At 70.2% G+C, this 18,762-nt stretch carries 22 protein-coding genes, 1 tRNA gene, 1 pseudogene and 1 riboswitch; of the genes and pseudogenes, 8 read left to right on the top strand and 16 right to left on the bottom strand.

Annotated features, from left to right (window positions below):
• Positions 1-77 precede the first annotated feature (77 nt).
• Positions 78-1,442, top strand: coding sequence for an SGNH/GDSL hydrolase family protein (locus B1H29_RS22985; protein ID WP_055417140.1), 1,365 nt, complete (start codon positions 78-80; stop codon positions 1,440-1,442).
• Positions 1,443-1,747: 305 nt separating this feature from the next.
• Here B1H29_RS22985 and B1H29_RS22980 read toward each other — a convergent pair whose 3' ends face one another.
• From B1H29_RS22980 to B1H29_RS22965, 4 genes are read right to left on the bottom strand one after another with little or no spacing between them, the layout of a single operon-like run.
• Complete coding sequence (locus B1H29_RS22980; RefSeq protein ID WP_055417141.1) at positions 1,748-2,506, bottom strand: DUF1707 SHOCT-like domain-containing protein; 759 nt, start codon at positions 2,504-2,506, stop codon at positions 1,748-1,750.
• Between the two features lie 33 nt (positions 2,507-2,539).
• A complete protein-coding gene (locus tag B1H29_RS22975) occupies positions 2,540-3,553 on the bottom strand; it encodes an ABC transporter ATP-binding protein (RefSeq protein ID WP_055417749.1) in 1,014 nt (337 codons plus the stop codon).
• A 14-nt stretch (positions 3,554-3,567) separates the two neighbouring features.
• A complete protein-coding gene (locus tag B1H29_RS22970; protein WP_234392961.1) occupies positions 3,568-4,410 on the bottom strand; it encodes an ABC transporter permease in 843 nt (280 codons plus the stop codon).
• On the bottom strand, positions 4,403-5,209 hold the full coding sequence (locus tag B1H29_RS22965; RefSeq protein ID WP_107095246.1) for an ABC transporter permease: 807 nt from the start codon (positions 5,207-5,209) through the stop codon (positions 4,403-4,405). The genes B1H29_RS22970 and B1H29_RS22965 overlap by 8 nt, the downstream gene beginning before the upstream one ends.
• 225 nt (positions 5,210-5,434) lie before the next feature.
• Here B1H29_RS22965 and B1H29_RS22960 point away from each other — a divergent pair, with 225 nt between their 5' ends.
• On the top strand, positions 5,435-7,846 hold the full coding sequence (locus tag B1H29_RS22960) for a transglycosylase domain-containing protein (RefSeq protein ID WP_199832284.1): 2,412 nt from the start codon (positions 5,435-5,437) through the stop codon (positions 7,844-7,846).
• Between the two features lie 21 nt (positions 7,847-7,867).
• Here the strand turns inward: B1H29_RS22960 and B1H29_RS22955 are convergent, their stop codons facing one another.
• The 3 genes from B1H29_RS22955 to B1H29_RS22945 all read right to left on the bottom strand — a co-directional run bounded on the left by B1H29_RS22955 (position 7,868) and on the right by B1H29_RS22945 (position 9,068).
• On the bottom strand, positions 7,868-8,188 hold the full coding sequence (locus B1H29_RS22955) for a DMT family transporter (protein WP_055417143.1): 321 nt from the start codon (positions 8,186-8,188) through the stop codon (positions 7,868-7,870).
• A gap of 31 nt (positions 8,189-8,219) precedes the next feature.
• Positions 8,220-8,286, bottom strand: a riboswitch (guanidine-III (ykkC-III) riboswitch).
• Positions 8,287-8,355: 69 nt separating this feature from the next.
• Positions 8,356-8,712: a GroES family chaperonin gene (locus B1H29_RS22950; RefSeq protein WP_055417144.1), complete on the bottom strand. Its 357-nt coding sequence runs from the start codon at positions 8,710-8,712 to the stop codon at positions 8,356-8,358.
• Positions 8,713-8,735: 23 nt separating this feature from the next.
• The gene (locus B1H29_RS22945) at positions 8,736-9,068 is read right to left on the bottom strand and encodes a DUF3618 domain-containing protein (protein WP_055417145.1); all 333 of its coding nucleotides are present in this window, start codon (positions 9,066-9,068) and stop codon (positions 8,736-8,738) included.
• 93 nt (positions 9,069-9,161) lie between these two features.
• Here B1H29_RS22945 and bcp point away from each other — a divergent pair, with 93 nt between their 5' ends.
• From bcp to B1H29_RS22930, 3 genes and pseudogenes are all read left to right on the top strand, one after another.
• On the top strand, positions 9,162-9,629 hold the full coding sequence (gene bcp / locus B1H29_RS22940; RefSeq protein ID WP_055417146.1) for a thioredoxin-dependent thiol peroxidase: 468 nt from the start codon (positions 9,162-9,164) through the stop codon (positions 9,627-9,629).
• Between the two features lie 27 nt (positions 9,630-9,656).
• Positions 9,657-9,779, top strand: a pseudogene (locus B1H29_RS39455) (zinc finger domain-containing protein); the annotation flags it as partial.
• Positions 9,780-9,791: 12 nt separating this feature from the next.
• Positions 9,792-9,874: transfer RNA gene (locus tag B1H29_RS22930), tRNA-Leu, on the top strand.
• A gap of 39 nt (positions 9,875-9,913) precedes the next feature.
• Here the strand turns inward: B1H29_RS22930 and rdgB are convergent.
• The 4 genes from rdgB to B1H29_RS22910 form a co-directional block, all read right to left on the bottom strand.
• Positions 9,914-10,516 (bottom strand): RdgB/HAM1 family non-canonical purine NTP pyrophosphatase, encoded by a 603-nt coding sequence (gene rdgB / locus B1H29_RS22925; protein ID WP_055417147.1) that lies wholly within the window; start codon positions 10,514-10,516, stop codon positions 9,914-9,916.
• Between the two features lie 49 nt (positions 10,517-10,565).
• The gene (locus tag B1H29_RS22920; RefSeq protein WP_055417148.1) at positions 10,566-10,973 is read right to left on the bottom strand and encodes a hypothetical protein; all 408 of its coding nucleotides are present in this window, start codon (positions 10,971-10,973) and stop codon (positions 10,566-10,568) included.
• 188 nt (positions 10,974-11,161) lie between these two features.
• The gene (rph, locus tag B1H29_RS22915; protein WP_055417149.1) at positions 11,162-11,902 is read right to left on the bottom strand and encodes a ribonuclease PH; all 741 of its coding nucleotides are present in this window, start codon (positions 11,900-11,902) and stop codon (positions 11,162-11,164) included.
• Positions 11,903-11,975: 73 nt separating this feature from the next.
• Positions 11,976-12,209 (bottom strand): glucose PTS transporter subunit EIIB, encoded by a 234-nt coding sequence (locus tag B1H29_RS22910; RefSeq protein WP_055417150.1) that lies wholly within the window; start codon positions 12,207-12,209, stop codon positions 11,976-11,978.
• A gap of 196 nt (positions 12,210-12,405) precedes the next feature.
• On the opposite strand from B1H29_RS22910, the gene B1H29_RS22905 reads away from it, so the two are divergent.
• Together B1H29_RS22905 and B1H29_RS22900 are read left to right on the top strand one after the other, a co-directional pair.
• Complete coding sequence (locus tag B1H29_RS22905) at positions 12,406-13,701, top strand: PTS transporter subunit EIIC (protein WP_055417151.1); 1,296 nt, start codon at positions 12,406-12,408, stop codon at positions 13,699-13,701.
• A 225-nt stretch (positions 13,702-13,926) separates the two neighbouring features.
• A complete protein-coding gene (locus tag B1H29_RS22900) occupies positions 13,927-15,231 on the top strand; it encodes a PTS transporter subunit EIIC (protein WP_055417152.1) in 1,305 nt (434 codons plus the stop codon).
• Between the two features lie 121 nt (positions 15,232-15,352).
• On the opposite strand, the gene B1H29_RS22895 is transcribed toward B1H29_RS22900, so the two are convergent.
• On the bottom strand, positions 15,353-16,105 hold the full coding sequence (locus tag B1H29_RS22895; protein WP_055417153.1) for an MBL fold metallo-hydrolase: 753 nt from the start codon (positions 16,103-16,105) through the stop codon (positions 15,353-15,355).
• A 204-nt stretch (positions 16,106-16,309) separates the two neighbouring features.
• Here B1H29_RS22895 and B1H29_RS22890 point away from each other — a divergent pair, with 204 nt between their 5' ends.
• A complete protein-coding gene (locus tag B1H29_RS22890) occupies positions 16,310-16,774 on the top strand; it encodes a type II toxin-antitoxin system PemK/MazF family toxin (RefSeq protein ID WP_055417154.1) in 465 nt (154 codons plus the stop codon).
• A gap of 34 nt (positions 16,775-16,808) precedes the next feature.
• Here B1H29_RS22890 and B1H29_RS22885 read toward each other — a convergent pair whose 3' ends face one another.
• The 4 genes from B1H29_RS22885 to B1H29_RS22870 form a co-directional block, all read right to left on the bottom strand.
• Complete coding sequence (locus tag B1H29_RS22885) at positions 16,809-17,759, bottom strand: PLP-dependent cysteine synthase family protein (RefSeq protein WP_055417155.1); 951 nt, start codon at positions 17,757-17,759, stop codon at positions 16,809-16,811.
• Between the two features lie 6 nt (positions 17,760-17,765).
• Positions 17,766-18,044, bottom strand: a complete 279-nt coding sequence (locus tag B1H29_RS22880) for a MoaD/ThiS family protein (RefSeq protein WP_055417156.1) — start codon at positions 18,042-18,044, stop codon at positions 17,766-17,768.
• Between the two features lie 99 nt (positions 18,045-18,143).
• Positions 18,144-18,239 (bottom strand): putative leader peptide, encoded by a 96-nt coding sequence (locus tag B1H29_RS40055; protein ID WP_324610977.1) that lies wholly within the window; start codon positions 18,237-18,239, stop codon positions 18,144-18,146.
• A 91-nt stretch (positions 18,240-18,330) separates the two neighbouring features.
• A complete protein-coding gene (locus B1H29_RS22870; protein WP_055417752.1) occupies positions 18,331-18,753 on the bottom strand; it encodes a Mov34/MPN/PAD-1 family protein in 423 nt (140 codons plus the stop codon).
• Positions 18,754-18,762 lie beyond the last annotated feature (9 nt).

Genomic DNA, 18,762 nt, shown 5'->3' with positions numbered 1-18,762 from the left:
TTCCCCGGCCCGTGACGCATCATGGGTTCATCGCACCGGAGCCTCGGGCTCCCCTCGCCCGAGGAGAACAGCACAGCATGACCCGGGGTCGTGACGGGGGTGCGGGGGCGCCCCCCACCAAGCACCGTGCCCTGCTCGCAGCGATCGTCACCCTGATAGTGGCGATTTCCGCGGCCATATACGCCGGAGTGTCCGCCGACGACGGCACGAGGGACCGCGCACCGCTCGCCGGCGGCCGTTTCCCGGGCGGCGACGCCGCTCCCGCCTCGACCGGCACGTGGGTCGGCGCCTGGGCCACCGCACCCGCCGCGGCAGAACCGGGCACCGAGACGACCGGCATGGCGGGCCGTTCGGTGCGCAACGTCGTGCACACGAGCATCGGCGGAACCAGCGCGCGCATCACCCTGTCCAACCTCTACGGACAGTCCCCGCTGACCATCACGCACGCCTCCATCGCGCTGGCCGCCGGCCCCGGCACCGCCGCCGCGCTCGCCGACACGATGCGCCGGCTCACCTTCGGGGGCAGCCCCCGGGTCGTCATCCCGGCGGGCGGACAGGTGATGAGCGACATCGCGCGCGTCGCCGTCCCGTACGGCGCGGACGTCCTGGTCACCACGTACTCGCCCGTGCCGTCGGGCCCGGTCACCTACCACCCGCGCGCGCAGCAGATCAGTTACCTCGCCGACGGCGACCGCACCGCGGACGTCACCGCCGTCGCCTACACCACCGAGACGCGGTACTGGCGCTACCTGACCGCGCTGGACGTGCTGAGCCACGAGGCCGACGGCACCGTCGTCGCCATCGGCGACTCGATCACCGACGGCTTCGGCTCCGAGGTCGGCGCCAACCAGCGCTGGACCGACGTCCTCGCCGAGCGGCTGCACGAGGCGGCCGGGGACGGGCGGGGCACGCCCCGCTACAGCGTCGTCAACGAGGGCATCAGCGGCAACCGCATCCTGACCGGCAGGGCGGGCCGGCCCGCCGACAACCCCAGCGCGCTGAGCCGGTTCGAGCGGGACGTACTGGACCGCACCAACGTCAAGGTCGTCGTCATCGTCCTCGGCGTCAACGACATCCTGCACAGTCCGGAACTCGCCGACCGGGACGCCGTCCTCGACGGCCTGCGCACCCTCACCGACCAGGCGCACGCCCGGGGCCTGAAGGTCGTCGGCACGACGATCACGCCGTTCGGCGGCTACGGCGGTTACACGCCGGCCCGCGAGAGGATGCGGCAGCAGATCAACGAGGAGATCCGCTCGGGCCGCGTGTTCGACGAGGTCGTCGACTTCGACAAGGCCCTGCGCGACCCCTACGACCCGCGCCGGATGCGCTCCGACTACGACAGCGGCGACCACCTGCACCCCGGCGACAAGGGGTACGCGCGAATGGGCCGGCTCCTCGACCTGGACGCCCTAAAAGGGGCGGCGCCGGTCCAACTGTGACGGCCGGGCCCGGCGATGACGCCTGAGCCCGCCGACGCCACCCGGGCCCGCCGGTAAGGCCCGAGCCCGCCGACGCCAGACCTTGGCCCAGCGCAACCATCCATAGCCCACCGGCGCCACACCCGAGCCCGGCGCCACCACACCCGAACCGGCGGAAACGCCCCCGGAGCCCGGCGGAACCGTCCCCCGCGCCACGCGACGCCACACCCCGACCCAGCGAGGCCATCCCCCGCGCCACGCGACGCCACACCCCAGCCCCCCGGAGTCACACCCGGCCCGGCGGCGCGGGCGGGCCCCGGGGACGCTCACGTCTCCCGGCGGCGCTCCCGCTCCTCGTGGTGCAGGTCGTGCAGGCCGTGGAGGCCGTGGCGGGGAGCGTCGAGTTCCTTGCGGCCCTTGCGCTCCAGCTTCTCCTGCCGGCGCTCCTCCTTGATCCGCTGCTTCTCCGCCCGCGTCAGCTTGCGCTCGACACCCACGCCGCCCCAGAAGGCGAAGCCCGTCACCACGACGCGCGGGGCGCCCGGGTCGCCGGGAACGCCCTCCTCACGATGGTCGAAGCCGCCCATGATCCCGATGCCGCGCACGAGCACCTCGACACCGGACGGCACGATCACGTTCATCCCGCCCATGATCGCGACGCAGTTGATCACGACCTCGTCGTGCGCGAAGTCCGCCTCGCGCAGGTCGATGTCCCCGCCGCCCCAGAACGCGAAGGAGTTGAACCGCCTCGGCACCGTCCAGCGCCCCTTGCGCTGGAAGCCGGACATCACGGCGACCGCCCACGTCGACGAGCCCGCGCCTCCGGTGATCCGCCCCGCCCAGTCCCCGGCGCGCTCGGGCTCCTTGGTCATCGACACCCGGGGCGGCCCGTCCACGGAGCCACCCGGCAGGTCCCGGGTGATCGGCGTCAGGTCCCCGTACGTCCGCGCGCTGTAGGTGGCGTCCAGCCGCTCCTCGAACTCGGTCATGTCCAGCCGCCCCTCCGCGAGGGCGTCCCGCAGGACCTCGGCGACTCGTTCGCGGTCGGCGTCGGATGCGCGGAGTTCCGGGGCGTCGTCGGTCATGTACAGCAGCCTACGAGGTCGGCGCGCCGGGCACTACGCGCCCGCGCGTTCCGCGTACATCTTGGCGATCACCGACTCGATGTCCGGCTCCCGCACCGACAGGTCCACCAGCGGGTACTCCGCCGCGATCCGCGCCACCAGCCCCGCCGCCGACGCCGACGCCGGGAACGCCAGCCACTGCCGCGGGCCCTCCACCCGCACCACCCGCGCGGGCGCCGGCGCCTCGATCGGCGGCGACTCCCGCTCCAGGTCCACCACCAGGGTGCGTTCGCTCTCCCCCGCCTCGTGCAGCCCGTCCAGCGGGCCGTCGTACATCAGCCGCCCGTGGTCGATGACCATCACGCGCGAGCAGAGCTGCTCGATGTCCTGGAGATCGTGCGTGGTCAGCAGCACCGTCGTGCCCTTCTCCGCGTTCAAGTCCCGCAGGAAACCCCGCACCTTGGCCTTGGAGACCACGTCCAGGCCGATCGTCGGCTCGTCCAGGTACAGCACCTCGGGGTCGTGCAGCAGCGCCGCCGCGATGTCGCCCCGCATCCGCTGCCCCAGCGACAACTGCCGCACCGGCACGTCCAGCAGCTCCCGGAGCTGGAGGAGTTCCACGCAGCGGTCCAGGTTCTCCCGGTAACGGGCGTCCGGGATGCGGTACATGCGGTGCGCCAGCCGGTAGGAGTCGATCAGCGGCAGATCCCACCACAGCGTCGTCCGCTGCCCGAAGACGACCCCGATGCGGTGCGCCAGCCGGGTCCGCTCCCGGGACGGGTCGATGCCGGCCACCCGCAGCCGGCCGCCGCTGGGCGTCAGGATGCCGGTGAGCATCTTGATCGTCGTCGACTTCCCGGCGCCGTTCGGGCCGATGTAGCCGACCATCTCGCCGCGCGCCACGGTGAACGACAGCCCGTCCACGGCCCGCACCCGCCGCCGCTCCCGTTTGAGGAAACCGGTCTTGCGGCGCACGTCGAAGACCTTCTCGACCCCGTCGAGCTCGATGAAGGCCGCACCACCGGCCCCCACCGGGTCCACCTCGGCCGACGCTTCCAACTCCCTCAGCTCCCTCAGCTCCCTCAGTTCCCTGTACTGCGGTACGTACGAAGCCCCGCCCGCCAGGCCAGCCCCGCCATCGCGCAGCAGGCCACGGCCACGAGCGGCGACGCGAACGCCACCCACCCGGGCAGGTCCAGCGGGTACGGCCGGTCCAGCACATAGCTCGCCGGCAGCCAGTTGACGAAGGCCAGCGGCATCACGAACGTCACGCCCCGCACCAGGTCCAGCGCGAACACCGTCGGCGGGTACTGCAGCATCGTCGTGCCGCCGTAGGTGAAGGCGTTCGACACCTCCGAGGCGTCCTGCGCCACGAACTGGAACGCCGCCGCCGCCACGAACACCGCGCAGAAGATCCCCGCCCCGCTGAGCAGCATCACCGGCATCAGCAGCAGCTTCGCCGCCGTCCAGTCGATGTCCACGGCCGTCAGGGCGTACCCCAGGACCAGCACCCCCTGCGTCACCCGGCCCAGCCGGCGCAGCGCGAACCGGTCCGCGGCGACCTGCGCCAGCACCGGCGCCGGACGCACCAGCAGCGTGTCCAGCGTGCCGTCGCGCACCCGCCGGCCCAGCCGCTCCATCGAGCCGACCGCCAGATCCGCCAGCCCGAAGCAGACCGCGGACACCCCGTACAGGAACGCCACCTCGGCCAGCGTCCAGCCGCCCAGCGCGTCGACGCGGGAGAACATCAGCAGGATCGCCGCGAAGTCCAGCGCGGTCGCCGCGAAGTTCCCGAACGTGGTCAGCGCGAAGGACGTCCGGTAGGCCATCGTCGACCGGATCCACATCACGGCGATCAGCCGGTACGTGCGCAGGCCCTCGGTGACCCGGCCGCCCCGCCCGGCCGCGTGAGCCGTCTCAGCCACCCTGCACCACCACCCGTCGCGTCGCCGCCGACTGCATCAGCCGGCCCACCGCCAGCAGCGCCACCGCCCACCCCGCCTGGAAGAGATACGTCCCCAGCGGATCGGCCTCCCCCAGCAGCACGTCCGCCGGCGCCTGGAGCAGCGACGACCACGGCAGCATCCGTACGACTTCGCCGAGCGCACCGGGGAACACGTTCAGCGGCAACAGCATCCCCGAACAGAAGAACCCCGCGAGCCACGCCATCTGCGTCACCCCCGTGCCGTCCATCAGCCAGAACGCCGAGAGCGCCACCAGGTACCGCAGCGCGAAACTCACCGACGCCGCCAGCACCACCGCCACCAGGAAGGCCAACCACGTGGACGCCTCCCGCGGCAGCGCCACCGGGAAGACGAGCGAGCCGAACACGAACGGCACCACCCCCCGCCCGAGCAACTGGAACACCGCCCGCCCCACGTCCGCCGCCAGCCACCAGAGCTGGAGATCCGCCGGCCGGTACAGATCGACGGCGATGTCACCCGTACGGATGCGCTCCATCAGCTCGTCCTCGAACCCGCCGCCCCCGATGGCCAGCGCCGCCAGCAACGCCTGCCCCAGCCACACGAAAGTGACGGCCTGCGCCTGGTCGTAGCCCCCGAGCTGCGGTTTCTCGTCCCACAGGGCCAGATAGGTGTAAACCAGGATCAACCCGAAGACCGTGTTGGTGAACACCCCGGCGGCGGTGGCCGCCCGATACGTCGCGTAACGTCGGAATCCCCCCGCCGCGACGGCCACGTACAACCGCCCGGAACCCACGCCCACGAACCACACCCCCCGACCGGCACCGAAGCGCAGGAGCCTAGTGCCACGGCGACCACCCGTGCCACGCGATTTCACGGGAGTGCCGCCGAGCGGGAACGGAACGCCCGGTGCGAGAGTCTTCTTCTAAGGGCGTCGAAGGCGTGAGAACGCGTCAGAGGACGCAGAGGCGTACAAGGCCGTACGAGACAAGACCGTACGACGCGAAAACAGGAGTCCGTGCACGAGATGAGCGACGAGCCGCAGCCGCAGCCGCAGCAGCCGAACCCGGGCCGGGCGCAGACAGAGCCCCAGGCGGCCGGCGAGGGGAAAGCCGGGAAGCCTAAGCGGCCAAGGACCGGATGGCGCCGACTGGTCCCGACCTGGCGCATCGTGCTGAGCACCTGCCTCATCGGCGTCCTGCTCCTGATCGGCGGCTTCTTCCTCGGCTACCACCTCGTGCAGATCCCGGCCGCCAACGCGCTCGCCACCAAGCAGTCCAACGTCTACCTGTACGCCGACGGCGGCGTCCTCGCCCGCGACGGCGAGGTCAACCGGGAGAGCGTCGGCCTCGCCCGCATCTCCAAGGACGCCCAGCACGCCGTCCTGGCCGCCGAGGACCGCGACTTCTACACCGAGTCCGCCGTCGACCCGGCTGCGATGGTCCGCGCCGGCTGGAACACCGCCACCGGCAAGGGCAAGCAGTCCGGCTCCACGATCACCCAGCAGTACGTCAAGAACTACTACCTGGCCCAGGAACAGACCATCACCCGCAAGGTGAAGGAGTTCTTCATCTCGATCAAGCTCGACCGCGAGAAGAGCAAGAACGAGATCCTCGAGGGCTACCTCAACACCAGCTTCTTCGGCCGCGGCGCCTACGGCATCCAGGCCGCCGCCCAGGCCTACTACGGCGTCGACGCCAAGAACCTCACCGCGGCCCAGGGCGCCTACCTCGCCTCCCTGCTCAACGCCCCCAGCCAGTACGACGTGGTCGCCCACCCCGAGAACAAGCCCGCCGCCGAGGCCCGCTGGAACTACGTCCTGGACGGCATGGTCGAGAAGGGCTGGCTCACCCGCTCCGAACGCGCGAGCCAGAAGTTCCCCGCGCCCAAGGAGAGCACCATCTCCACCAACATGTCCGGCCAGCGCGGCTACGTCGTCAACATCGTCAGGGACCACCTGATCCAGAACGGGATCGTCGACGAGGAGGAGCTCGACCGCGGCGGCTACCGCATCACCACCACCCTGCAGAAGGACAAGCAGGACGCCTTCGTCAAGGCCGTCGACGACAAACTCATGTCCAAGCTGGACAAGAAGGAACGCAAGGTCGACACCTACGTCCGCGCGGGCGGCGCCTCCGTCGACCCGAAGACCGGCAAGGTCGTCGCGATGTACAACGGCATCGACTACGTCAAGCAGTACACGCCCAACGCCACCCGCCGCGACTTCCAGACCGGCTCCACCTTCAAGCCCTTCGTGTTCACGTCCGCCGTCGAGAACCACTCCGAGACGCAGGACGGCCGCGTGATCAACCCCAACACGGTCTACGACGGCACCAGCGAACGCCCCGTCCAGGGCTGGAGCGGCGGCCGCTACGCCCCGGAGAACGAGGACCACCGCGACTACGGCGACGTCACCGTCCGCGAGGCCACCGACAAGTCCATCAACGCCGTGTACGCCCAGATGGCCGTGGACGTCGGCTCCGACAAGGTCAAGCAGACCGCGATCGACCTCGGCCTCTCCAAGAACACCCCCGAGCTGACCCCCACCCCCTCCATCGCCCTCGGCGTGGCCACCGCCAGCCCCCTCGACATGGCGGAGGCGTACGCCACCCTCGCCAACCACGGCAGGCACGGCACGTACACGCTGGTCGAGAAGGTCATGAAGGACGGCAAGCACGAGGTCGAGCTGCCCGAGCGGCGCGAACGCCAGGCCGTCAGCCGCGAGGCCGCCGACACCACCACCTCCGTCCTGCGCAGCGTCGTCCAGAACGGCACCGCCACCGCCGCCCAGGCCGCCGGCCGCCCCGCCGCCGGCAAGACCGGCACCGCCGAGGAGGACACCGCCGCCTGGTTCGCCGGCTACACCCCCGAGCTCGCCACCGTCATCGCGGTGATGGGCCAGGACCCGCAGACCGCCGCCCACAAGCCGCTCTACGGCGCGATGGGCCTGCCCCGCGTCAACGGCGGCGGCGCCCCCGCGGAGATCTGGGGCCAGTACACCCGCAACGCCCTCAAGGGCGAACCGGTCACCGACTTCGACCTCCGGCTCCAGACCGGCGCCGACGTCACCGCCTCCCCGTCCGACGACTCCTCGGACGAGCCCGGGCCGGGCGACGAGAGCGGCGGCGGCGACCCCGACGGCGACTCCAGCGGCGACGAGGACACCGGCACCGAGACCCCCGGCCGGACCGGCGGCGGCAGCACCCCGCCGGGCGGCGACACCGGCACCGGTGACCCGGTGACCGGCGGCCCCACCACAGGCGGCGCCACCACCGAGCCGGGCCCCACGGGCGGCGGTGACGGAGGCGGCGAGGACGACTCGACGAACGGCGGCGGCAGCACCGAGGGAGGCGACGGCGACTCGACCGGCGCGGGCGGCGGCGAGGACTCCGACACCGGAACGGTCGCCGGCATCCCCGTCACCCCCCGCCGCCAGTGACACCCCGCCGGGCCGGCCGGGTCAGTGTCCGGAGGTCGCCTTCAGCCCCACCACGGCGACCAGCAGCAGACAGATGAAGAAGATCCGGGCGGCGGTCACCGGCTCACCCAGCACCACCATGCCGAGCACCGCCGCACCGGCCGCGCCGATGCCCACCCACACGCCGTAGGCGGTACCGATCGGCAGCGTCCGGGCCGCGTACGACAGCAGCACCATGCTGGCCACGATCCCGGCACCGGTGAACAGACTCGGCACGAGACGGGTGAAACCGTCCGTGTACTTCATCCCGATCGACCAGCCGACCTCGAGCAGACCGGCGACGAGCAACAGAACCCAGGCCATGACGGGCACCTCCGTGAACGAACTGAACGGTGGTGCGTCGTCTTTTCCTTGGCCCGGTACGGCGCGTCTCGTCGGGGTGCTTCCCAAGGTAGCAAGGACAGCACGAAGGGGCTGGTGACACCGGCCACCAGCCCCTTCTCGCGGCTACCGCTACCGCTGCCGCTGCTCTACAGGTACAGCCCGGTCGAGTCCTCGGACCCCTCGAAACGGTCCGCGGCCACGGCGTGCAGATCACGCTCGCGCATGAGCACGTACGCCGTGCCCCGCACCTCGACCTCCGCACGGTCCTCCGGGTCGTACAACACCCGGTCGCCCGGCTCCACGGTCCGTACGTTCTGCCCCACCGCGACGACCTCGGCCCAGGCCAGCCGCTTGCCGACCGCCGCCGTGGCGGGGATCAGGATGCCGCCCCCGGAACGCCGCTCGCCCTCACCGGTGTCCTGCCGCACGAGTACGCGGTCGTGCAGCATCCGGATGGGCAGCTTGTCGTCGGGGGAGCCGTGCTCGTTTCTCTTGGCGCTCACGCCCTGAACCTACCTGCCCCCGCTCAGCGCCTGCGCCGCCGGGTACCGCCCAGGGCGAGCAGCCCCACGACCCCGACGACCACGAGCGCGGCGGGCACGACCCGCTCCATCCGCGGCGCGCCCTCCTCGTCCACGAACTGCGACTTCACATCGCTGACCACACGATTGACCCCGACGTACGCCCGCCCGAGGGTGTGATCGACGCTGGAAGCGACCTTGGCCTTCGCATCGCCCACGATCGTCTTCGGGTGCACCCGCATCCCGAGCTCGTCGAGCGTCTCGGCCAGCACCTCGCGGCGGCGCTTGATGTCCGCCTCGATCTGCGCCGGGGTTCTGATGTCCGACGTGTCCGCCACCGTACGGCCTCCGAAGTCTGCTGACGCTGTTGCGGACAGTCTGTCAGCTACTCGCCCCGCTGCACTGTCAGGACCCCCGGTTACGCTGGATCGATGAGCGATCGACTCCAGCCCGGGGACCCGGCCCCCGCCTTCACCCTCCCGGACGCCGACGGCAACGAGGTGTCCCTGTCCGACCACAAGGGCCGCAAGGTCATCGTCTACTTCTACCCTGCCGCGCTTACCCCCGGCTGCACGAAGCAGGCGTGCGACTTCACCGACAACCTGGAGCTGCTGGCCGGCGCCGGGTACGACGTGATCGGCATCTCGCCCGACAAGCCGGAGAAGCTGGCCAAGTTCCGCGAGACGGAGTCGTTGAAGGTCACCCTCCTCGCCGACCCCGACAAGAAGGTCCTCGACGCCTACGGCGCCTTCGGCGAGAAGAAGAACTACGGCAAGACCTACATGGGCGTCATCCGCTCCACGATCGTCGTGGACGAGGAGGGCAAGGTGGAACGCGCCCTGTACAACGTGCGGGCGACGGGCCACGTGGCCAAGATCATCAAGGATCTGGGGATCTGAGACCCGTCCCCGCAGGGGCGGTACTGGATCTACGGAGACTGGAGCGATGACCGCTCTGCCAACCTGAGGCTGCTGTGCCCCAACTGTCACGCCTCCACGGACACCTGGTGCCGCGGAGGCCGCGGTAGGCAAGTGGCTGACGACCGGTAGCATGGCCGCAATGCGGCCGTTGCTGAATGGTATAAGCAGAGGTTTTAGGTGCCTCGGGGCATTTGCCCATGTGGGTTCGACTCCCATCGGCCGCACCCACGGTGAGGGCCGTCCGCATGGACGGCCCTCACGCCTCAGCCCAGCAACTCCCGCACCACCGGCACCAGCGCCCTGAACGCCTTCCCCCGGTGGCTGATCGCGTTCTTCTCCGCTGCCGTCAGTTCCGCGCACGTGCGGGTCTCGCCCTCCGGCTGGAGGATCGGGTCGTAGCCGAAGCCGCCCGTGCCGGCGGGGGTGTGGCGGAGGGTGCCTCGGAGTTGGCCCTCGACCACCCGCTCCGTGCCGTCGGGCAGGGCCAGGGCCGCCGCGCAGGCGAAGTGGGCGCCCCGGTGTCCGTCGGCGATGTCGCCGAGCTGGGCGAGGAGGAGGTCGAGGTTGGCCTTGTCGTCGCCGTGGGTGCCGGACCAGCGGGCGGAGAAGATGCCGGGGGCGCCGCCCAGGACGTCGACGCAGAGGCCGGAGTCGTCGGCGACGGAGGGGAGCCCGGTGGCCTGGGCCAGGGCGTGGGCCTTGAGCAGGGCGTTCTCGGCGAAGGTGACGCCGGTTTCCTTGACGTCGGGGATCTGAGGGTAGGCATCCGCGCCGACGAGGTCGTGGGGCAGGCCCGCGTCGGCGAGGATGGCCCTCAGTTCGGTGATCTTTCCGGCGTTGCGGGTGGCGAGGATCAGGCGGGTCATGAGGTCCAGTATTCCGGGTGCCCGCCGGAGCGCTCACCCCCGCTCCGGGTTACGGCGTGCAGACCTTGGTCAGTTCGCCCGCCGCGTCGGTGACGGGGCTGAGGTCGGGGGTGTTGTCGCCGTTCTCGACCGAGGTGCGGACGTTGTCGACGGCTTTGCCGAGGTCGTCGACGGCCTTGTCGACGTCGGTGTTGTCGGTCGTGTCGCCGATCTTGTCGAGGTTCTTGTCTATGGAGTTGAGGGATTCCTCGAGCTGCGTCGGGTCGTTGGACGCGTTCTCGACGGCCTGCTGGAGCGCGGTGACGCTGTCGGCGATGGCGTCGGCGGTCTGGACGCAGTCGAGGGCCTTGTCGACGGCGTCGCACCCGGTGGTGAGTCCGGCCGTCAGGGCGAAGGTCGCCACGGCTGCGGCGGTGACGGTGGTGCGGCGAAGGCGGCGGTGGCGGCTCGCGGCCATGGGTCTCGGTCCTCCCCTTGGGACAGGGCCGGGCGGCCCATGTGCGGTCGGTGCGGCGTCGGGCGTACGGCCGGTGGGCCGTACGCCCGTAGAACTACTGTGCTGCTCTTGTACTGCTAGTGACGCGGTGGCGGGCGGCGGAGTTGCGCGTTCCCGCCACCTTTCTTGAGGCGCCCTTGGTGTTCCCTTTACCTTTCGAGGACCGTATCAAGGGCCTTGCGCTGGAGTTCGGCGAGCTCCGTGCAGCCGGCCGCGGCGAGGTCGAGGAGGGCGTTCAGTTCGTCGCGGTCGAAGGGCTCGGCCTCGGCGGTGCCCTGGACCTCGACGAAGCGTCCGTCGCCGGTGCAGACGACGTTCATGTCGGTGTCGGCGCGCACGTCTTCCTCGTAGCGGAGGTCGAGAAGGGGGGTGCCGTCGACGATGCCGACGGAGACGGCGGAGACGGTGCCGGTGAGGGGCTTACGGCTGGGCTTGATGAGCTTCTTGGTGGTCTGGGCCCAGGTGATCGCGTCGGCGAGGGCGACGTAGGCGCCGGTGATGGCGGCGGTGCGGGTGCCGCCGTCGGCCTGGAGGACGTCGCAGTCCAGGACGATGGTGTTCTCGCCGAGTGCCTTGTAGTCGATGACGGCGCGCAGGGAGCGGCCGATCAGGCGGCTGATCTCGTGGGTGCGGCCGCCGATGCGGCCCTTGACGGACTCGCGGTCGCCGCGGGTGTTGGTGGCGCGGGGGAGCATGGCGTATTCGGCGGTGACCCAGCCTTCGCCGCTGCCCTTGCGCCAGCGGGGGACGCCTTCGGTGACGGAGGCGTTGCAGAGGACTTTGGTGTCGCCGAAGGAGACGAGGACGGAGCCTTCGGCGTGCTTGCTCCAGCCGCGTTCGATGGTGACGGGGCGGAGCTGCTGGGGGGTGCGGCCGTCGATGCGTGACATGCGGTGAGCCTAGCGGGCGTACGAGGAGGGGCCCTTCCCGTGGTGGGAGGGCCCCTCGGTGCGCGCGGCGTCTTTACATCATGTCTTCGATCTCGGCGGCGATCGGGTCTGCGTCGGTGCCGATGACGACCTGGATGGCGGTGCCCATCTTGACGACGCCGTGGGCGCCGGCGGCCTTCAGGGCGGCTTCGTCGATCAGCGCGGGGTCGTTGACCTCGGTGCGGAGGCGGGTGATGCAGCCTTCGATCTCGTCGATGTTGTCGATGCCGCCGAGGCCGGCGACGATCTTCTCAGCCTTGCTGGCCATGTTCTTTCTCCCTGATCCGAGCCGCTTTGTCGCAGTAACCCACAGTTGGCCCATCTTCGCGAGCGGTCATGCGGTGTGTACCGAATGATGGCGTCACGACAGCGGAACCGTCGTCAACTGGTCTACACCACCCGACTGACGGCCGCCAAACCGCCTCCCGCAGAGGGGGACCGAGAGGCGACCGGATGGAGACGGGATGAGTGCCGACAGTGGGGTCAGCCCCGCCCGCGCCCGCTGGAACAAGGCGTTCCAGGGGTTGCAGAAGATGGGTCGCAGTCTTCAGTTGCCCATCGCGGTCCTGCCCGCCGCGGGCATTCTCAACCGGCTGGGGCAGCCGGACGTGTTCGGGGACGACGGTCTTGGCTGGTCGAACGTCTCGAAGGTGATGACGGGTGCCGGCGGTGCGCTGCTGGACGGTTCGCTGGGGCTGCCGCTGCTGTTCTGTGTGGGTGTGGCCATCGGCATGGCCAAGAAGGCCGACGGTTCGACGGCGCTGGCGGCGGTGGCGGGGTTCCTCGTCTACTTCAACGTGCTGCGGCAGTTTCCGGAGGACTGTCCGGAGGGTTCGCAAGCGGTGCCGCAGATCGGGTGTCGGTTGACCGACGGGTCGGGGACGGTGACCGCGTTCACGTTCCAGAATCCGGGGGTCTTCGGCGGCATCGTCATGGGATTGCTGACGGCGTACTTCTGGCAGCGGTTCCACCGGACGAAGCTGGTGGACTGGCTCGGCTTCTTCAACGGGCGCCGGCTGGTGCCGATCATCATGGCGTTCGTCGCGATCCTGTTCGCGGCGCTGTGCCTGTGGGTGTGGCCGCCGATCGGCGACGCGCTGGAGAGTTTCAGTGACTGGCTGACGGGGCTGGGCGCGTGGGGCGCGGGTGTGTTCGGGCTGGCGAACCGGGCGTTGCTGGTGATCGGTCTGCACCAGTTCCTGAACGTGCCGATGTGGTTCCAGTTCGGCAGCTACACCAAGCCGGACGGCACGGTGGTGCACGGTGACATCAACATGTTCCTGGCGGGCGATCCGAACGCGGGTCAGTTCACCTCGGGCTTCTTCCCGATCATGATGTTCGCGCTGCCCGCGGCGGCGCTGGCGATCACGCACTGCGCGAAGCCGCACCGGCGCAAGGAGGTCGGCGGTCTGATGCTGTCGGTCGCGCTGACGTCGTTCGTGACGGGGATCACGGAGCCGCTGGAGTACTCCTTCCTGTTCATCGCTCCGGCGCTGTACGCGGTGCACGCGGTGCTGACGGGTGTGTCGATGGCGGTGACGTGGGGGCTGGGCGTGAAGGACGGGTTCAGTTTCTCGGCGGGACTGATCGACTACGTCATCAACTGGAACCTGGCGACGAGGCCGTGGCTGATCATTCCGATCGGCCTGTGCTTCGCGGTGGTGTACTACGTCGTCTTCCGGTTCGCGATCACGAGGTTCGATCTGAAGACTCCGGGGCGGGAGCCCGAGGAGGAGGTCGAGGACGTCACCAAGGTGTAGACCTCACGTGGTCTCACGTACCCTTTGACCGTGGTCTCGCGAAGGCCCCCGGACCCTCCGTCCGGGGGCCTTCGGCACGCCCCCCGGCGCTCTGGCCTGCGGACTTGATCGGGCACTGCGCGTAGTGCCTCCGTCGCGGAATCGCGGGTTCCTTACGCGGCCTTCATCGTGCTACAACAGGTCTACACCACTGAGTGGTGTAGACCACCACCCGATGGAGGAAGTATGAGCACCGCCACCGACAAGGCGGCCCCCGCAAAGAAGCGGGGATCTGGTCTTTTCCAGGGTTTGCAGAAGGTCGGCCGCAGCCTGCAGCTCCCGATCGCCGTGCTGCCGGCGGCGGGCATCCTGCTTCGTCTGGGTCAGCCGGACGTCTTCGGGGCCGACGGCCTGGGCTGGGACAAGGTGGCCAAGGTGTTCGCGGGCGCCGGTGGCGCGCTGCTGGACGCCTCTCTGGGTCTGCCGCTGCTGTTCTGCATAGGCGTCGCCATCGGCTTCGCCAAGAAGGCCGACGGTTCCACCGCGCTGGCCGCCGTCGTCGGGTTCCTCACCTACTACTCGGTGATCCACCAGTTCCCCATCGAGGACGGCGTTCCCGAGGGAGCGAAGTTCGTCGGGACCGGGCTCGGCGGCGTGTGGCAGAACGGCGCCGAGGTCACCGCGGCGTCGTACCAGAACCCGGGTGTGCTCGGCGGCATCATCCTCGGCCTGCTCTCGGCGGTGATCTGGCAGCGGTTCCACCGCACCAAGCTCGTCGACTGGCTGGGCTTCTTCAACGGCCGTCGGCTGGTGCCGATCATCATGGCGTTCGTGGGCACCGCCCTCGGCGTGCTGGTCGTGGTCGGCTGGCAGCCCATCGGCAACCTCATCACCGACCTGGGTGAGTGGATCACCGGTCTCGGTGCCCTCGGTGCCGGTCTGTTCGGTCTGATCAACCGCGCGCTGATCCCGATCGGCATGCACCAGTTCGTGAACACCGTCTCGTGGTTCCAGATCGGTGACTTCACGAATGCCGCGGGCGAGGTCGTGCACGGTGACCTGAACCGGTTCTTCGCCGGTGACCCGGACGCGGGCCAGTTCATGTCCGGCTTCTTCCCGATCATGATGTTCGGTCTTCCGGCCGCCGCCATCGCCATCGCGCACGCCGCCCGCCCCGAGCGGCGCAAGGCCGTGATGGGCATGATGGTCTCGCTGGCCCTGACCTCGTTCGTCACCGGTGTGACCGAGCCCATCGAGTTCGCGTTCATGTTCATCGCTCCGGTGCTGTACGTGATCCACGCGATCCTGACGGCCCTGTCCATGGCGATCACCTGGGCGCTCGGCGTCCACGCGGGCTTCACCTTCTCCGCGGGCTTCATCGACTACGCCCTGAACTGGAACCTGGCCACCAAGCCATGGCTGATCATCCCGATCGGCCTGGTGTTCTCGGTGATCTACTACGTGCTCTTCCGGTTCGCCATCACGAAGTTCAACCTCGCCACCCCGGGCCGCGAGCCCGAGGAGGAGGTCGAGGACCTCACGAAGGCGTGAGTCCTCGCCGTACGGCATGACGAGGACCCCGGAACCGGGAAGGGACGCCAGCGTCCCGGGAAGGTTCCGGGGCCCTCGTCATGCGTGCCCGGTACGGCCGTCGCGCGGGCCCGCGTACGGCCTAGATCTCGTACACCGCGCCCGGCGCGGCGACCTCCACCGTGCCGTCGTAGACCTCGCGCGCGTCGGCGAGGTTGACCCGGGGGTCGGTCCACGGGGGGATGTGGGTGAGGACCAGGCGCCGGGCGCCGGCGCGGGCGGCGGTCTCACCCGCCTCGCGGCCGTTGAGGTGGAGGTCGGGGATGTTCTCCTTGCCGTGCGTGAAGGCGGCCTCGCACAGGAAGAGGTCGGTGTCGCGGGCGAGTTCGTCCAGCGTGGCGGTGACGCCCGTGTCACCGGAGTAGGTCAGCGACCTGCCGCCGTGCTCGATCCGGATGGCGTAGGCCTCCACGGGGTGGGCGACCCGTTCGGTGTGCACGGTGAGGGGCCCGACCTCGAAGGTGGACGGCTTGACCGTGTGGAAGTCGAAGACCTCGCTCATGGAGGACGCGGTGGGGGTGTCGGCGTAGGCGGTGGTGAGCCGGTGCTCGGTGCCCTCGGGTCCGTAGACCGGGAGGGGGGCGCAGCGGCCGCCGTCGTGCCGGTAGTAGCGCGCCACGAAGTAGGCGCACATGTCGATGCAGTGGTCGGCGTGCAGGTGGCTGAGGAAGATCGCGTCGAGGTCGTAGAGACCGCAGTGGCGCTGCAGCTCGCCGAGGGCGCCGTTGCCCATGTCGAGGAGCAGCCGGAAGCCGTCGGCCTCGACGAGGTAGCTCGAGCAGGCCGATTCCGCGGACGGGAACGACCCCGAGCAGCCGACGACGGTGAGCTTCATGAAGCAGAAACCTCCGCTGGCGCGTGTGGAGAGACGGGGGTCGTGCGGTTCGTCGAGCGTAAGGCGCAAAACCTGCGGTCGCTCCTCCACCAGGGGCTGTTGTGGGCGAACTCACCTGCGGTGTCACCGGTTCGGCTGGAACCGGGGCGCGTGGGGCCGTCCAAGGGGCGCGCGGGGGCAGCGGGCGCCGGTACGGTCGTCGGTATGGACACGTCCTGGTGGCTCGCACTCGCGGCGGTGGTACTGCTCGCGCTCGTCGCCACGCTCGTCGACGGCTGGGGCCGGGGACGCCGGCCGCCGCGGCCGGGCGGCAGCCGGCGTCCGCCGGGCCGGCCCACGGGGCCGAGGGGGCGGGCGGACGGACCGCGGCCCGCGGAGATCTGGTGGGCGAACGTGCCGTACGAGGACTCCGGCGGTGCGAAGGACCGGCCGTGTCTGGTGATCTCGGTGCGCCGGCGGCGGGTGCTGGTGGCCAAGATCACCAGCCGGTACCGGGACGAACGGGCCGGGGTGATCACCTTGCCGCCGGGCTCCGTCGGGGACGCGCGGGGGCGGACGAGTTTCCTGGAGACCGGCGAACTGCGGGAGGTGCCCGTGGGCGACTTCCGCCGCCGGGTGGGAGTGGTGGACCCGGCCCTGTGGGACCAGGTCCGTCACCTCGCGCAGTGAGACCGGTGAGGCAGGTGAGGCCGGTGAGACCCCGTCAGGCCCAGAGCTGGCCCTGGAGGGTGTCGATGGCCTCCTCTGTGGTGGCCGCCGTGTAGACGCCCGTGGAGAGGTACTTCCAGCCGCCGTCCGCGACGACGAACACGATGTCCGCGCTCTCGCCGGCCTTGACCGCCTTGTTCCCGACGCCGATCGCGGCGTGCAGTGCGGCGCCGGTGGAGACGCCCGCGAAGATGCCCTCCTGCTGGAGGAGTTCACGGGTGCGGGTGACCGCGTCGGCGGAGCCCACCGAGAAGCGGGTGGTGAGCACGGAAGCGTCGTACAGCTCGGGTACGAAGCCCTCGTCGAGGTTGCGCAGGCCGTACACGAGGTCGTCGTAGCGCGGTTCGGCGGCGACGATCTTCACGTCCGGCTTGTTCTCGCGCAGGTAGCGGCCGACGCCCATCAGGGTGCCCGTGGTGCCGAGGCCGGCCACGAAGTGGGTGATCGAGGGCAGGTCGGCGAGGATCTCGGGGCCGGTGCCGGCGTAGTGGGCGCCCGCGTTGTCCGGGTTGCCGTACTGGTAGAGCATCACCCAGTCCGGGTGCTCGGCGGAGAGCTCCTTGGCGACCCGTACGGCGGTGTTGGAGCCGCCCGCGGCCGGGGAGGAGATGATCTCCGCGCCCCACATGGCGAGCAGGTCCCGGCGCTCTTGCGAGGTGTTCTCGGGCATCACGCAGACGATGCGGTAGCCCTTGAGCTTGGCGGCCATGGCGAGCGAGATGCCGGTGTTGCCGCTGGTCGGCTCGAGGATCGTGCGGCCCGGGGTGAGGCGGCCGTCCTTCTCGGCCTGTTCGATCATGTGGAGCGCGGGGCGGTCCTTGATCGAGCCGGTCGGGTTGCGGTCCTCCAGCTTGGCCCAGACGCGGACGTCGTCGGACGGCGAGAGCCGCGGCAGGCGCACCAGGGGGGTGTTGCCCACCGCGGCCAGCGGGGAGTCGTAGCGCATCGCCGATCAGGCCATACCGCCGGCGACGGCCGGCAGGATCGTGATGCTGTCGCCGTCGGTGAGCTTGGTGTCGATGCCGTCCAGGAAGCGGACGTCCTCGTCGTTCAGGTAGACGTTGACGAAGCGGCGCAACTGCTCCCCGTCCACGATGCGGGCCTGGACGCCCGGGTGCCGGGTCTCGAGGTCGGCGAAGAGCTCGGCGAGGGTGTTCCCGGTGCCCTCCACCGCCTTCTGGCCGTCGGTGTACTGGCGGAGGATGGTCGGGATGCGGACCTCGATGGCCATGGCTGAGGGCTCCTGTCGGGAGGTGTCGTCGGTTCGATGGGGCGCGCGGCGGCACGCGGCAGCGCGCCGCGGCTCACGGCCGTACGGCGGCAGCGAAGATCAACAGATGGCGCTGTTCAGCCTGCACAGGTCGACGTGCAGCCGCGCCACGAGCAGCGTGCCCGGCACCTTTTCGCTCACGTCGAGAAGAACCATGGGCTCATCGTATCGATTCCCGGTCCGGCATTCGGAGTGTGATCTCACCTTATGGACGCTTTACGTCCGCGATGCGGTATCGGCGCGGTTCTCAGTACGTCTCCACGACCTTGACCTGCTCCTCGGTCACCTCGCCCTCCAGAATCCGGAACGAGCGGAACTGGAAGTCGCCGGCGTCGTCGGTGTCCGCCGTGGAGACCAGGACGTAGTGGGCGCCGGGCTCGTTGGCGTAGGTGATGTCGGTGCGGGAGGGGTAGGCCTCGGTGGCCGTGTGGGAGTGGTAGATGACCACCGGCTCCTCGTCCCGGTCGTCCATCTCCCGGTAGAGCTTGAGCAGGTCCTGGGAGTCGAACTCGTAGAAGGTCGGCGAGCGGGCGGCGTTCAGCATCGGGACGAACCGCTCGGGGCGGCCCTCGCCCACGGGGCCGGCCACCACGCCGCACGCCTCGTCGGGGTGGTCCTCGCGCGCGTGGGCGACGATCTGGTCGTACAGGGCCTGGGTGATGGTCAGCATGCGGCCCAG

Source organism: Streptomyces pactum (assembly GCF_002005225.1).
In the GTDB taxonomy this organism is placed as follows: Bacteria; Actinomycetota; Actinomycetes; order Streptomycetales; family Streptomycetaceae; genus Streptomyces; species Streptomyces pactum_A.
Note: the sequence above shows the minus strand (reverse complement) of the source record. Positions and strands in the feature narration are given on the sequence as shown.

Coding starts and splice junctions, on each gene's coding strand:
- B1H29_RS22985 (WP_055417140.1), top strand. CDS start 78: ATGACCCGGGGTCGTGACGGGGGTGCGGGGGCGCCCCCCACCAAGCAC.
- rdgB (WP_055417147.1), bottom strand. CDS start 10,516: ATGACCCGCCTGATCCTCGCCACCCGCAACGCCGGAAAGATCACCGAA.
- B1H29_RS22955 (WP_055417143.1), bottom strand. CDS start 8,188: ATGGCCTGGGTTCTGTTGCTCGTCGCCGGTCTGCTCGAGGTCGGCTGG.
- B1H29_RS22900 (WP_055417152.1), top strand. CDS start 13,927: ATGAGCACCGCCACCGACAAGGCGGCCCCCGCAAAGAAGCGGGGATCT.
- B1H29_RS22895 (WP_055417153.1), bottom strand. CDS start 16,105: ATGAAGCTCACCGTCGTCGGCTGCTCGGGGTCGTTCCCGTCCGCGGAA.
- B1H29_RS22890 (WP_055417154.1), top strand. CDS start 16,310: ATGGACACGTCCTGGTGGCTCGCACTCGCGGCGGTGGTACTGCTCGCG.
- B1H29_RS22980 (WP_055417141.1), bottom strand. CDS start 2,506: ATGACCGACGACGCCCCGGAACTCCGCGCATCCGACGCCGACCGCGAA.
- B1H29_RS40055 (WP_324610977.1), bottom strand. CDS start 18,239: ATGGTTCTTCTCGACGTGAGCGAAAAGGTGCCGGGCACGCTGCTCGTG.
- B1H29_RS22960 (WP_199832284.1), top strand. CDS start 5,435: ATGAGCGACGAGCCGCAGCCGCAGCCGCAGCAGCCGAACCCGGGCCGG.
- B1H29_RS22885 (WP_055417155.1), bottom strand. CDS start 17,759: ATGCGCTACGACTCCCCGCTGGCCGCGGTGGGCAACACCCCCCTGGTG.
- B1H29_RS22880 (WP_055417156.1), bottom strand. CDS start 18,044: ATGGCCATCGAGGTCCGCATCCCGACCATCCTCCGCCAGTACACCGAC.
- B1H29_RS22920 (WP_055417148.1), bottom strand. CDS start 10,973: ATGGCCGCGAGCCGCCACCGCCGCCTTCGCCGCACCACCGTCACCGCC.
- rph (WP_055417149.1), bottom strand. CDS start 11,902: ATGTCACGCATCGACGGCCGCACCCCCCAGCAGCTCCGCCCCGTCACC.
- B1H29_RS22905 (WP_055417151.1), top strand. CDS start 12,406: ATGAGTGCCGACAGTGGGGTCAGCCCCGCCCGCGCCCGCTGGAACAAG.
- B1H29_RS22870 (WP_055417752.1), bottom strand. CDS start 18,753: ATGCTGACCATCACCCAGGCCCTGTACGACCAGATCGTCGCCCACGCG.
- bcp (WP_055417146.1), top strand. CDS start 9,162: ATGAGCGATCGACTCCAGCCCGGGGACCCGGCCCCCGCCTTCACCCTC.
- B1H29_RS22910 (WP_055417150.1), bottom strand. CDS start 12,209: ATGGCCAGCAAGGCTGAGAAGATCGTCGCCGGCCTCGGCGGCATCGAC.